At 45.3% G+C, this 13,134-nt stretch carries 11 protein-coding genes; 3 read left to right on the forward strand and 8 right to left on the reverse strand.

Annotated elements, in window-relative coordinates; translation table 11 throughout:
- Positions 1-514 precede the first annotated feature (514 nt).
- Positions 515-1,297 (forward strand): response regulator, encoded by a 783-nt coding sequence (locus tag DWW90_RS15620; RefSeq protein ID WP_115500069.1) that lies wholly within the window; start codon positions 515-517, stop codon positions 1,295-1,297.
- 77 nt (positions 1,298-1,374) lie between these two features.
- Positions 1,375-1,962 (forward strand): DJ-1/PfpI family protein, encoded by a 588-nt coding sequence (locus DWW90_RS15625; RefSeq protein ID WP_122345630.1) that lies wholly within the window; start codon positions 1,375-1,377, stop codon positions 1,960-1,962.
- Positions 1,963-2,094: 132 nt separating this feature from the next.
- Here the strand turns inward: DWW90_RS15625 and DWW90_RS15630 are convergent, their stop codons facing one another.
- The 5 genes from DWW90_RS15630 to DWW90_RS15650 are packed head-to-tail and all read right to left on the reverse strand — an operon-like array spanning position 2,095 to position 8,568.
- A complete protein-coding gene (locus tag DWW90_RS15630; RefSeq protein ID WP_122345631.1) occupies positions 2,095-3,420 on the reverse strand; it encodes a DUF4933 domain-containing protein in 1,326 nt (441 codons plus the stop codon).
- A gap of 31 nt (positions 3,421-3,451) precedes the next feature.
- Positions 3,452-4,771 carry a 6-bladed beta-propeller gene (locus tag DWW90_RS15635; RefSeq protein ID WP_122345632.1) on the reverse strand — a complete coding sequence of 440 codons (1,320 nt, stop codon included), beginning with the start codon at positions 4,769-4,771 and terminating at the stop codon, positions 3,452-3,454.
- Positions 4,772-4,790: 19 nt separating this feature from the next.
- Positions 4,791-6,086 (reverse strand): DUF4933 domain-containing protein, encoded by a 1,296-nt coding sequence (locus DWW90_RS15640; protein ID WP_122345633.1) that lies wholly within the window; start codon positions 6,084-6,086, stop codon positions 4,791-4,793.
- A 6-nt stretch (positions 6,087-6,092) separates the two neighbouring features.
- Entirely contained in the window at positions 6,093-7,328 is a 1,236-nt protein-coding gene (locus tag DWW90_RS15645) for a 6-bladed beta-propeller (protein WP_122345634.1), read from the reverse strand.
- A gap of 22 nt (positions 7,329-7,350) precedes the next feature.
- Positions 7,351-8,568 carry a 6-bladed beta-propeller gene (locus DWW90_RS15650; protein WP_122345635.1) on the reverse strand — a complete coding sequence of 406 codons (1,218 nt, stop codon included), beginning with the start codon at positions 8,566-8,568 and terminating at the stop codon, positions 7,351-7,353.
- Positions 8,569-8,715: 147 nt separating this feature from the next.
- Here DWW90_RS15650 and DWW90_RS15655 point away from each other — a divergent pair, with 147 nt between their 5' ends.
- Positions 8,716-9,717: a PAS domain-containing sensor histidine kinase gene (locus tag DWW90_RS15655; protein WP_122345636.1), complete on the forward strand. Its 1,002-nt coding sequence runs from the start codon at positions 8,716-8,718 to the stop codon at positions 9,715-9,717.
- On the opposite strand, the gene DWW90_RS15660 is transcribed toward DWW90_RS15655, so the two are convergent.
- The 3 genes from DWW90_RS15660 to DWW90_RS15670 form a co-directional block, all read right to left on the reverse strand.
- Entirely contained in the window at positions 9,714-10,046 is a 333-nt protein-coding gene (locus tag DWW90_RS15660; RefSeq protein WP_122345637.1) for a type II toxin-antitoxin system PemK/MazF family toxin, read from the reverse strand. The genes DWW90_RS15655 and DWW90_RS15660 overlap by 4 nt on opposite strands.
- Positions 10,043-10,255: a hypothetical protein gene (locus tag DWW90_RS15665; protein ID WP_122345638.1), complete on the reverse strand. Its 213-nt coding sequence runs from the start codon at positions 10,253-10,255 to the stop codon at positions 10,043-10,045. Before DWW90_RS15665 ends, DWW90_RS15660 begins: the two co-directional genes overlap by 4 nt.
- A gap of 68 nt (positions 10,256-10,323) precedes the next feature.
- A complete protein-coding gene (locus tag DWW90_RS15670) occupies positions 10,324-13,008 on the reverse strand; it encodes a prolyl oligopeptidase family serine peptidase (protein ID WP_122345639.1) in 2,685 nt (894 codons plus the stop codon).
- Between the last annotated feature and the right edge of the window lie 126 nt (positions 13,009-13,134).

The raw sequence follows: 13,134 nt of genomic DNA on the forward strand, positions 1-13,134 counted from the left end.
GGTAATCAAATTGTACGCTTTCCGAGACGGACTGCGCATCTCATTTTTTCTATTGTCATCCGATCAGACTAAAACCGTGAAAAGAGTCAATCCAAAATCGATCAAGATTTCGGACGAAATAGAAAAACGGCCGAAAAGGGGGTTATTGTATTTTTCTTTATTTGTAGGATGTTCAAAATTTGGCATATTTGAAACAATAAATGATCTGCGTTCCTCTGCGTCGTCTGCGAAATCTGCGTCCGGTAATATAAACATAGCGACGCACCGATAAATCATCATTTACAGGTTCTTTTTCTTAGATATGTATGGCCTCTTCCAATGTATCGGCACTACTTCGACAAAGGATATGGCATCCATTCACTCCTTATAAACCTGGTATAACAATATTTGTGTTGCAAAGGGTAAGGCTTTGAAGCTATTGTTGGAAAGAAATAATTAATTTAAAAAGCCTGCATCTCAAGAAAGATGTCTTATAATGTTTTATTTTTGTTGCTATAAAAAAGAGAGGATAAGTATGCCGGAAGGAAAAATAATCCTGATAGATGATAACGAAGCGGTACTGAAAACATTGAAAATGATTCTGGCACGCGAGTTTAAGACGGTAGTGGGAGTGTCGCAACCGGCGCTTCTGCCTGCCTTGTTGCGCGAAGGCGATGTCGATCTGGTCTTGTTAGATATGAATTTTGGGACCGGGCGGCAGGATGGGGCTGAGGGATTGTTCTGGCTGGAACGGATTGTCGAGCGTCCCAATCCGCCGGCGGTGGTGTTGATAACGGCTTTCGGAGATATCGAGTTGGCTGTTTCCGCCCTTAAACGCGGGGCGGCTGATTTTATCGTGAAGCCTTGGGATAATGATAAACTGATCAGGACCTTGCAGGATGCTTTCAGACGGCGGAAGGAACAGAAGGATGATTCCGTCTCGGCAAAAGAGGTTGTTTCGTTGCTTGTCGGTTCTTTGCTGAAGAAGTATGCACTGGCTTATGGAAAACCGTTGCCAGCCATTACTCCTGAAGGGTTGCTGAAACTGTCGCTCTTGATACAAAAGGGCGATCTTCTGGCTTTGCAGCAAACGATCGAACGGGCTGTCCTGCTGTCTGACTCGTCTTTGTTGGAGGCGGATGATTTCTACATGGAAGAAACAACTTCCACATCCCGTCCGGTTACGTTGGAAGAGATGGAGAAGTTGTTTATCAGCGAGGTGCTGCACGAGAAGAACGGTAATTTGACACTTTGTGCCCAGCAGCTGAATATCAGCCGTCAGACCTTGTATAATAAGATGCGTAAATATGGCTTGTAGCTTTGTCCCCGGGATGAGCAACTTATGAGAAAAGTGAAACTGATAGATATTTTACTATATTGTTAATTTTGAAAAGTATGCAGAAGAAAAAAGTATTATTATTTCTGGCAAAGGCGTTCAAGACTATGGAGTTTTGCCCTTTTATAGATGTTTTGGGTTGGGCCAGAGTTGATTATGGACATAATTTGTTCGTAGACACGTGTGGCTTTACAGAAAAAGTCATAAGCACTTTTAACGTACCTGTCATAGTAGATAGAACCATTAGTGAAATAAATGTCGATGAATATGAGGCTTTAGCAATACCCGGTGGATTTGGAGAATTCGGTTTTTATGAAGAAGCGTATGATGAAAGATTCTTGGAATTAATCAGGGAATTTAGTGCGAAAGGTAAAATTATCGCGACAGTTTGTTCCGGAGCATTCCCTGTTGCAAAAAGCGGAGTTCTTAAGGGGCGGAAAGCAACTACTTACCACCTGAAAGACGGCTTTTTTCAAGAAAAGCTGAAAGAATTTGGGGTGAATGTCGTGAACGAACCGATAGTGGTCGATCGTAATATTATTACGTCTTATTGCCCGGAGACAGCGCCAAATGTCGCATTTGAATTATTAAAAATGCTGACCTCGGAAGAAGATATGACAGTAATAAAAAAGGCGATGGGATTTTAAGAAGGATGGGGCTTTTGACATAGCCCCATTGTCATTCCCTAAACAGCTTATACAAGATACTCTCTATATCATGCATCCATCGGGTAAGGCTCCATCCTGACAAATCCTTGCGCCTTGATTGTTAGGCTTTCACTATCTTACTACAATCATCACATAATCCCGTTCGAATACTTTCGGATTGTCCAGTAGCTCGAGCAGCTTCTTCTGCTTCGGCGAGCCGTTGCGTTTCACCAACTCGCGCATTTCCGTTACTGTGCGGAGCATATAAAGGCAGTCGTCTGTTTGTCCGTCCGGCCAGAAAGCCAGGCCGCTGTCGTCGAGGTCGTTGGTAAATCCTTTGCCTCCTTTTACCATTTTTGTTGGCAGGAGAACGGTCCGTCCTTCGTCTTTCAGGTAGACCGCTTGATGGGTCAGGGTCGGTTTGTAGGTGTATTCCCAGCCGATCCAGTCGGCAATTATCGGACTTCCTTTCTGGTAAAGGCCTATAAACAGCCCTTTCGGATTCTCGTAGAATGTCCTCTGCCACATCCGTCCTTCGGGGATTTCTCCTTTATAGTCGGACAATGCGAGTTTTTTCTCTCCGTAATGGATGGCGTATAGCGGTGCGATGGTTTGCGGGTCACGCAATTGGTAGACGGTGTCGCAATAGGGCATCATGAACGTCATCTTGTCTTGCTGTGTATTCCAGAAGAATGTTTGGAAGAATGGAATGTTATCGGTAACTGTGCGCGGGGTCATTTCCCCCTCTTTCAGCCGGAACTTGCAGAGCGTATCGCCCAACAGGTTGAATGTTGTGATGCCATCCGGTTCTCCTGTCTTCTCTCCGTAGCGGCACAGGGTGTAGCCGGTGGAGGAAAAGCCTAACAGCTTGTCGTATGTCAAGTTCAGCGAATATTCAGCCGACAGGTTTTCAGGGAACACGTAGTTGGTGATTGTCAGCATGGTGTCCAGCGGAGGCAGTTCGCCGATGCAGGGAGTGCTGTCGGCTCCTGTCAGTCGTGTCTCTTGCGTTTTACCGCTGAGGGCAACATACATGCGGGTTGTTTTCTTGTCGTAAAACAGGGTCTGCCCGTTCATCTCGTTGTTCCATTTATAGGCTAATGCCTTGAAGCCGTATCGTTTGCTTGGAATACCCTGCTTCCGGTAGTAGATACGCGGATTGTTGAAGGTGATAAACGCGTTGCTGTCCGGTATTTCGATCGCTTGGGTGACGGGATAGCGGGCATCGCCAACGGTGTAATATTCGATTTCCGAAGCAATCTGGCTTAATTTCAACTGTTCGGGTTTCTGGAAAGCTTGCTCTATATCCACAATCTTCACTGGCTCGGAACGGTCTACGCGGGCTTCCATCTGAGGAGCGGTCGGGATATGCGGTTTTGCCTCGCCGGTCTGCTGCTTGCATCCGGTGACTGCCAGCAGGGCGGACAGTAGGCTTAATGAAAAGAACTGTTTTTTCATATGAATTTGTATTTGCAGCTAATATAGTGAATTATTTCAGGGTGGCAATAAACAGAACCGGATTATCATCTTCTGCGATCGTACTTAGCACTTGGACGAGTTTGTCGCGCGCTGCTTCGTCTTTCACTTTCCCGGTCTTCAGTCCGTCTACGTCGATCTGTTCCAACAGGTCGGAAGGGGTGCATTCGTCAATCCAGTATTTGCCCTGCGATTTGTAGTCGACGGAGAAGTCGCCACCGCCGGAAATGTCGTTTTGCAATTGGAATTTCTTTCTTAACTCACGAAAGACAAAGTTCGGAGAGCCGGGAAACGGTCTTTCTATGATAGTACTTTCTTTTTTAGCGACTGCAATCTTTCCGCTTTGCTTATCGTACCGGAAGGTGTGGACGACATTGGACTTTCCTGCGAGGAGATATAAATACTCTTGGGTGTCGAACAGTTTATATACCCATAGAAATTTAAAGAAAGCCGGGTCTTTGATCCATTGATGTGCCATTTCAAAAGAAGGTTGCTCGCCTGAAAGAATAGTATAGTATGGTTCAAACTCTTGGTTGTTTTCGTTGTATTGATATATGGTGTCTACTCCGGCGTATTTCATGATAAGTTGCTGGTTATAGGTGTCTGTGTCGGTCAGACCTTCCATCCAGTAGTTTTTCCAACCGTAATTAGGGGCACAATTTTGAATAATTTCTTCGTCTTTCCCTGCCAGACTTGGATTATAGAATTTCTTTTGAATATTGAAACAACTGTCTGTTAATGCAAATGACCATATTTCAGGGTTATTTTCGATAAATAAGACAGGAAGTTCTTGCTGCAGGAAGAAATAATGTTTAAAAGAAAAAATCAGGTTGCTTGGTCCATAAAATGTATTTTCCATTCGGTTCCGGAGCGCAACCCTTTTAAAAGAACCGTCGAAATTATATACTTTGATGCAATTCTTGTCAATTAAGGAATAAAGATATACTTCCTCCTCGGCTTCATTGATCATCATTTGCCAGATCGAAAGGATCTCTTCCGGTCCTTCTCCCTTTTTACCGACTTTGTTTAGGAACTTGCCTTGTCGGTCAAACCGGAATATACCTTCGTTTCGATCAAAAACGAAAATATCATGAGTGGTTACTTCTATGTCTTCAACTCCCCTGATAAAAGATTTATCAGAAGTTTCCAACCGGACAATATCCACCTTTTCCGCCGCTTCGCTCAAAGGCAGGGAAGCAACCGTGTTATTTATATTTCCAGCCAGATCGATACAAAGCGGTTGTCCGTTATCCTCTTTTTCTGAATCCGGATTGTTTTTACTGTTGCAGTTGGCGAACAGGAAAAGGAGTAGGAAGGGAAGAAGTGTTTTCATTATTGTCTGCTATGTCTTTTTATTTGATTACAATCATTACGTTCTGTTTCTCATCCACACCGTCGAGGAATGCTTTCAGCTCTTTCTGTTTGGGCGAGCCTGTCAGCTTGATTTTGGCTTTCAGCTCCTTGGCGGGACGGATCATATAAAGGTAGCCATCTGTTTGTCCATCCGGCCAGAACGGCAGACCGCCGTCCAGATCGTTAGCCAGTCCTCCTGCTTTCACAGGAAGGGCGAAGGTTTGTTTGGATGATTTTAAATAGACAACTTGACGCTCTACAGAAGGCATATCCGGCTCGCGGTCTGCATCCAGCCAGCCGCTTTTTGTACTTTTCCCTTCTTTAAAGATTTTGAGAAAAAGACTTTGTTTGTTTTCTTTTAGATCAGTCAGCCAAGCTTTGTTTTTCCTTTCACCCCCGTTAAATATATAACTGGCGGGTGCACGATATTTCCCCATATGGATATAATATTCAGCTTTATAGGTCTGTTCATCGGTTACCCGATAGATCGTATCACAATAGGATGTACGGAAAGTAATTTGGTTTTCATAGAAATAGGCAGTGTGGTACATTGAACCGAAGAATCCAAAATCAGGAACTTTACCAAGTGAATCGATTCCGGCGTAGAAGGTACAAAGCGTGTCCCCTTGTATTGTAAATGTCTGGATTCCTTTTTCGATTCCGATATTAATCGGTGTCACGTAGATTTCCGGAGAAAAACAGTCTATGCCTTTCTGGATATTAACAGGTATGAAATGGCGTGTAGGAAGTGAGTCGGGATAAAGGTAGTAAACTCGCGCCAGTACACTGTCCAGCGGAGGTAATTCCGCGATGTACCGTTCACCGTAACCCGTCTCTTCATTAATTCTTTTTAGATGGGCATACAACCGGGTGGTGGTTTTATCGATACATATTTTTGCACCGTGTTCCCAATTGCCGAACGTCGTCTTCAATCCAACCCGTTTCCGCTTCATTCCTTTGCGGTACAAATATAGTTTGGGCTGGTTCAAGGCTATGAAGCCGTCATTGGTCGCCACTACATCCGTGATCGGATATTTGTCGTCTCCAACCATAAAGTATTCGATAGTAGAAGCTACTTTACTCAGGCTGACAGGAACGGAATCTGCAATTGCTTTTTCTATGTCGATGCGTGCAGGCGGAACAGACCGGTCGTATTGCGCCGTGTATTTCGGCGGGAGTGGCTGATGAGGTGCAGTCTGCGTTGCTGTTTCCCCTTCATCGTAAGCCTTTTGCTGTTTACATCCTGTTGCCAGCAGAATCGCCGGCAACAGGATTAAAAGTAGTTGTTTATTCATGGAAGACTATTTTTTGAGCTTGGCGATCATGACATAGTTGTTGTCGTTCTCGCCGATCGTGCTTTCAAGGTCCGTGAGTTTTTTACGCATGGCTTCGGAGAGGTCCTGTCTCTTCAAAGCGTTCTCTATATCGGTCAGTAGGTTACCCGGTTCGATGCTGCGGACGAAATATCCTTTATTGAAAATGCCATCGGGGCGGCTAATGTCCAGATTACCGAAATAATCGTTATACAGTTTGAAGTAGGCACCTTTACCGCTTTTCTTATCAATGATATAAGAGAAAGTTTCTCCTGGTGTATAGACTTTTGCGATATCTGTTTTTCGTTCGACGGGAGGTCCAGAGAATTCTCCTGTATAATGATTCGGCCATTCAAAGTAGCCGTGCCAGGGAACGGGATCGATTGTCGTATGATTGAAAGTGAAGGCCGGGTTCAGCTGATTCTTCTCCATATCATACTGGTATAGGGAATCCACTCGTGGTGGAAACATGAGATATAAGCAGTAATTGAATGCGTCTGGAAGAGTAGAACTGTACATGAGTTCCTGATTGAAGGTATCGTGCTCTGCTTTCAGATGTCCCGGCGCTATTTCTTGCAGGTGTTTACCTGTCATATCTTGTATCCATACGACTGCCGGTGTATCTTTCCAGGGAAGCGTTGCAACGGTGATGGTCTCTTTGACCGGATCGACATAGAATCTTGCTTTTGGGCAACGGCTACCGAGTGGAATCGGTTCTAAAGCTTTTCCTTGCATGTCGAAAACCAACAGTTTGTCGCTTTGCCAGGGCATTAGGTAAATGCGCTGGTTCAGTTCGTCGATCTGGGCGTCACTGACGGCCTGATATTCACCCGGACCTTGACCGGCTGCCCCTACGGTAGTAAGGAAAGTCCCTTTCCTGTCGAAGAGCTTGAACGCCGTTGGTGGATATCCACTGTGTGCCAGGAGATAATTATCAGAGACTGTTATTGCGGTTTGTCCGACTATAGCTTCGTCCCGGTCATCCAGTTTTACGATTTCCAGTTCTTCAGCGAAGTAACTGAGTGGAATACTTACTGTATCGACCAATAGTTTCTGCTCGCATGACAAGACTTGATTATCTCCGACCTGTACGAACTGGCCGACTACCGGACAGTTTGCCAATGGATCTTCTTCTTTTGCAGACTGTTCTTGGGTTCCTGTTCCGCAAGACATAGCCATTGTTGTAATAAACAAGCCTCCTAATAGTTTCGTTGTTGTGTCCATAATGCTTGGTTTATAGATTATACTATTTTTTGAGCTTGGCGATCATGACATAGTTGTTGTCGTTCTCGCCGATCGTGCTCTGCAAATCGGTCAGCTTCTTGCGTTTGGCATCGGAGAGATTTTTGTTCTTTAATGCGTTTTCTATATCGGTCAGCAAGTTGCCCGGTTCGATGTTGCGGACGTAGTAGCCGTTGGAGAAGGCCATGCTGGGCCATCCTATGTTTTCATTGCCGAAGAAGTCGTTGTAAAGTCTGAAGTATGCGCCTCGGCAAGTCTTTTTGTCAATGAGATAGAAGATCGTTTCCCCATTTTGCCAACCGCCCGGCACTTGTACAGGAGGAGCAGATACGTCTCCCGTATAGTAGTCGGCCCATTCGCCATATCCATGCCAGGGGATCGGGTCGGCTGTAAACTTCATCGTGAATGTGGGTTGCATCCGATTGTTTTTAATATCATACCGGTATAGTGAATCGACTCGTGTCGGCATGATAGACAGAATGTTCACGTCAAAGACATCCTGCATATTGAAACCGGATGATACTTCGTTACTGAAATCCATCGGCACTCCCAGGTGACCTGGTGCTATGTAGTTTTGCTGGTTACCTTTCATATCTTGTGTCCAGGCTACGGCAGGTAATCCTTCGAACGGAAGCACCACGACTGATACTGTTTCGTTTTTCGTGTCTACCCGGAATTTTGATTTCGGGCAACGGAGACAGAGCGGGATCGGGTTTAAGACATTTCCTTTTAGGTCGTACACCAGAAGTTGTGCGCTTTGCCAAGGCATTACATATATCCGGTCGTTAGCCTCGTCCAGCTGAATGTCATATACATTCTGATATTCTCCGGGACCTTGTCCGATTGAACCGATATCTGTCAGATAGTTTCCTTTCTTGTTAAATAGCTTTATTGGTTTAGGAGGATATCCTGTATGTGTCAGTAGATAGTTTTCCGAAGCGGTTATGGCGGTTTCTCCGATCAGCGCCTCGTCCCGGTTGTCCAATCTGATAATGTCCATTTCTTCCGTGAAAAAGCTGAGGGGCAGGCGGACAGTATCGGTTAATAACTTCTGATCGCATGACATTACTTTGTCATTACCCACTTGTACATACTGCCCGACCACCGGGCAATTAGCCAAGGGATCTTTTACATCTGCAGAATGATTCTGGCTTCCTGTTCCGCAGGAAACAACTGTAGCTGTGATGAGCAAGCTGCCTAAAAGTTTAGTTGTTGTGTTCATAACTACTTTGATTAGATTGTGTGATACAAATAAAGCAATTTAATTTATTAAAAACAAGTTTATTACTACATATTCGTAAATAAACGTGCAATTCGTATGCGTTATTGCTGTTTTGCAGATGTACGGTAAATAGTCTATCTTTGTTCCATGTACAGTCGCGGGTTATATGCAAAGATTGTGGGGAGTGTAGTATTGATTGTGCTTTTATCCCTGATCGGCTCCTGGTTGTTAATAACTCAGCTGTCATATACTTTATCTTTTGTATGTCTGTTGCTTATCCTGTTGATAACTCTGTTTGTTATCCGGTTGACAAGCCATTTCAACCGGAAACTATCCGTCTTCTTTGAAGCGATGCGGAATGAAGATTCGACACAACATTTCCCGGCTGAATCCAATGATCCTTTCTTAAGAACTTTGTATGCCGATATGAATTGTATTATGCAGCAACTTGGTGAGAAACATATTGAGATTGAAGAGAAAAGCCTTTACTATGAGAGTATTCTCCGGGTGTTGACACACGAGATCCGTAACTCCATTACTCCGATCGCTTCCCTTTCAGCGGATTTGCTGAAACATGCGGATCACACTGATATTGCACAGCAGCGCGAAGGACTTGAAGTTATCAACAGCCAGGCGAAGAACCTGACGGCTTTTCTTGATTCTTATCATCGCCTGACGCACTTGCCGGAACCGGAATGCAAGATGATTTCCGTGCCGGAGCTGTTCTCTAAATTGGAACGGTTGCTTCAGGCGGAGCCGGGAAGCGGACGTATTGTGTATTCCATCGGCAGGGAAAATAAATCCATGGGCAAGGATTTGGAATTACATGGCGATCCGAATCTGATCACGCTTGCTTTAATCAATTTAATCCGGAATGCCTTGCAGGCAGTAGAAGGGCAGGCTGATGGCATTGTGAAGGTTGAGGCTTGTACAGGACCTTCCGGGAATCCTCTTATAACAATAACAGACAACGGTTCGGGCATTCCTGCCGAACGGTTGTCTGTCATCTTTACTCCTTTCTTTTCCACCAAATCCGGAGGGAGCGGTATCGGTTTGCCTATCTCCCAGCGCATTATGCATCTCCATGGCGGCCAACTCTCTGTCTCGTCCATTCCGAATGTACGGACGATGTTCAGAATGGAGTTTTAGAAGATCGTTTGTTTTATCTTATCAATAATTTCAATGAAATAGCTATTTTTTACACGGCCACAAACCTTAACAACATCCCGTTCCGTATATCCACCAATTAATTGACAGATAACATAACTTTGTTTTGATAGAGGCTTACTTAGCATCTCGTCTTTTAAAGGATAAGTATATTGCGGATTATAGTTCTTTGATGAAATCATTGCAAGATAGAAAAAACCTTCTGTTTCTTGTAGTTCATCATTTGATACGACAATCGCCATATGAGGTTTGGTTGTTCCGTTTGGAAACAAATAATTAACCTCAATAATATCCCGTTGATGTATTTTCATTCTGAAATATATTTTTCCATATGTTTTGCCATAGAGCGTTTGGAGTTTTCAAAAAACAATTTTGTTTCCTCTTCCATGTTTAATGATTCTTCTTTTTCTTTGGAAGTATGGATTTTCCACCCCATTTTCTCGGCAAGGTATTTGAATATGGATATCTCTGATTCGGGGATATCAATGTACATACTTAATGTGTCACCAGTTGCTTTCATTTCTAATCATGTCTATATATGCAAAGATATAAATATTTATCAATCAAGCATTGATAATAGGCAAAAGATTAATATCCCAACTCAAAATCCCTGTCTACCGCCGGAACGCCTTCGCTCATCCATTTGGGCATTGGGGCGCCTTGCAGGTAATGGTCGAAGAACTGGAACATGCGTTTCTGGAAGTCCAAACGGTTTGCCAGGCGTGAAGGCCAGTGAGGTTCACCGGTGTAGTTGAGCAACCAGGCGGTTTTCTGCAGGCGTTTGAGGGCGATGAAAAACTCGATTCCCTGATACCAGGGCACATGTCCGTCGGCATCGTTGTGCATGATCAGGATCGGAGTCGTCACTTTGTTCATATTGAAAAGGGGAGAGTTCTCAATGTATTGCAACGGCATTTCCCAGATATTGCCGCCGATGCGGCTCTGTCCGTGTTCGTATTGCATGGAACGGTTCAGGCCGGAACCCCAGCGGATGCCGCCGTAAGCACTTAGCATATTGACAACCGGGGCGCCCGATTCGATTGCAGCAAACAGGTTGGTGCGGGTTGCCAGGTAAGCGACCTGATAACCTCCCCAGCTATGTCCTTGTGCGCCGATTGCCTTTTCGTTTACATATCCTTTCGCGATCAGGGCTGTGATACCCGGCATTACACAGTTGTAACAGCTTTCTCCCGGGTAGCCGTCAGTAAAGCGTACATCCGGATTGAAGATGATAAAGCCGTGGCTCAGGTAGAACGGATAATCGATCGTGGAACGTCCGGGACTCGGCATATGATAGCTGTACAGGGTGTTTGCATTGCGTTCGTAGAAATTCACGATTACCGGATACTTCTTGTTCGGGTCGAAATCGGCAGGTTTATAAATAACGCCTTCCAACGGACGCCCGTCGAGTGAGATCCAAGAGGTCAGCTCGGCTGTTCCCCAGAGGATGGAATCCTGTTGGCTGATACCGTCTGTCAGCTGAATGGATTTCTTGAAGCTAAGATCGGATAAGCGGATATCCGGATATTGTTCGTATGTCTCTTGTGTATAGATGACGGCATCTGCATTTTTAGCTTTCGACAAAGCAGCCAGTTTGAAGTTGCCGGCAAGCAATGCTTTAGGAACTATCGGTTTGTTCAGCCGGGCGGTGTAATATCCGAAGCCTTTGGTACTTTCGTTGAATCCGGTGAGATATTGCGCTTCGTTCAGATTATACGATCTTTTCTCTTTGTCCAGCTGGATCAGCGAATAGGTGATTTGCTCTTTCCGTCCGTTGACAGTCAGGTTTACCGGAGAAGAAGAACCTGCCGGATCGAACTTCCAGATGTTGTAGCGGTCTTTGATCAGGATCGCCTGGTCGTCGTCTGTCCAACCTGCAATTCCGTAAGGAGAAGGATAATCGGGGACGTCGTTATCTTCATCCCAGGCAACGAATGTCTGCGGAGTGGTCAGGCGGTATTCTTTTCCGTCTGCCATGGAACGGGTGTACCAGGAACTATCTTGTTCACAGTACCAATAGGTGTATTTCCCTTTCGGAGAGAAGCGCATGTAGGAAGGAGCCTTTTCTTTTATCTGCCGGCGTTCTCCCGTTTCCAGGTTGACGGTATAAATGTCGTGGAACTGCTTGGCCGTCCACATACTTTGTGTTCCGTACGGCTCTGTCGTGGAGAGGAGAGCCAGTTCCGCATTTCCCTCATCGGCGGTCTGCAGGGTGGGAAGTGCTTCGGTTGCAAGCTGGAAAAGACGTTGGTTGCCGAGGTTGTAGACTGCTGTGTAGGAACGTTTCAGGTCGGAAGCCATGTTGAAGGATTGCTGGGTGTACTGTACTTTTTCGTCCCAGCTCCAGACTTGTACGTCCGGACGGTTCTCTGCTAAAACAGTCGTGTCTTTTTGTCTGGGTTCCGGTGACGTACCAAAGAACAGGCGATTGGCATCTTCAGAGAAATAAACCCTGCCGTTTTCGCTGATTACCCATGAAGCCGGGAATGCCTCATTTCCCCTTTCTGCAATCTGCTTGCCGGGAGCGTTACCGGTAGACAGATACAGGCTGCTGCGCGTGGCGGCCGAGTCTTTGTCCGCACAGTACAGATAAGCCAACTTGCTGCCATCCTCATTGAACGCTATTTTCTTGAATACGCCTTTCCCGCCGGAAATCCGGTTATTGCCTTTCTGGGGAATGAAGGTGTACAGGACGGAGTCAGATACGACGTATAAGATATTTCCTTTCTTCGCGAACCCGAAGTCGCTTACAGCCGGGAACGAATCTTTTTGCATTCCGCTGAGCGAGCGGATGTAAAGCGTGGAGTCTTTTTTACTTCCGCGCTGGTATGCCAGCCAATCGGCTGTCTCCGACAGTTTGTATGATTTGAGCGAATCGATCGTTTCCTCTCCGCCTGCCAGCCGGGAGATGACAAGACTGTTCATCGGCATTTTATCTTTGTCGGTTTTCTTCAGTTTCGCAGCTTCCACTTCTTCCAACGGAGGTGTCTTTGTTACCAGCAGGTATTCGGATGAAGAGCTGAACTCTGCTTTTGCCGCAGGTTTGAATGCCGCTTTCTCTTTGCCTTTGTCGTTGTATAACAAGATTGTGGCATCTCCCCGCCAGGGTTCCATTTTGCAGTAAACCCATTTGCCGTTGTCGGAGATACTTTGTTCGGATATACGTTCCCATCCGACCATCTCGTCGAATGTCATGGCTCTCTTTTCCTGGGCTTGTACCGATAAGCCGGAAGCCAGTAACAAGAGGCTGATTAAATGTATAGAATTGCCCATTTCTTTATTGAATTGTTTCAGTATGCAATATTACTCTTTTTTCCGGAAAGGAAACGGGCACATCTTCAAAAGTATTCTTTAAAAATGCCGAAAGTAGAGAGGAAATCAGTAACTTTGTGTATTGTT

This window comes from Parabacteroides sp. AF17-28 (genome assembly GCF_003479205.1).
GTDB lineage: Bacteria > Bacteroidota > Bacteroidia > Bacteroidales > Tannerellaceae > Parabacteroides > Parabacteroides acidifaciens.

Coding starts and splice junctions, on each gene's coding strand:
- DWW90_RS15620 (WP_115500069.1), top strand. CDS start 515: ATGCCGGAAGGAAAAATAATCCTGATAGATGATAACGAAGCGGTACTG.
- DWW90_RS15625 (WP_122345630.1), top strand. CDS start 1,375: ATGCAGAAGAAAAAAGTATTATTATTTCTGGCAAAGGCGTTCAAGACT.
- DWW90_RS15630 (WP_122345631.1), bottom strand. CDS start 3,420: ATGAAAAAACAGTTCTTTTCATTAAGCCTACTGTCCGCCCTGCTGGCA.
- DWW90_RS15635 (WP_122345632.1), bottom strand. CDS start 4,771: ATGAAAACACTTCTTCCCTTCCTACTCCTTTTCCTGTTCGCCAACTGC.
- DWW90_RS15640 (WP_122345633.1), bottom strand. CDS start 6,086: ATGAATAAACAACTACTTTTAATCCTGTTGCCGGCGATTCTGCTGGCA.
- DWW90_RS15645 (WP_122345634.1), bottom strand. CDS start 7,328: ATGGACACAACAACGAAACTATTAGGAGGCTTGTTTATTACAACAATG.
- DWW90_RS15650 (WP_122345635.1), bottom strand. CDS start 8,568: ATGAACACAACAACTAAACTTTTAGGCAGCTTGCTCATCACAGCTACA.
- DWW90_RS15655 (WP_122345636.1), top strand. CDS start 8,716: ATGTACAGTCGCGGGTTATATGCAAAGATTGTGGGGAGTGTAGTATTG.
- DWW90_RS15660 (WP_122345637.1), bottom strand. CDS start 10,046: ATGAAAATACATCAACGGGATATTATTGAGGTTAATTATTTGTTTCCA.
- DWW90_RS15665 (WP_122345638.1), bottom strand. CDS start 10,255: ATGAAAGCAACTGGTGACACATTAAGTATGTACATTGATATCCCCGAA.
- DWW90_RS15670 (WP_122345639.1), bottom strand. CDS start 13,008: ATGGGCAATTCTATACATTTAATCAGCCTCTTGTTACTGGCTTCCGGC.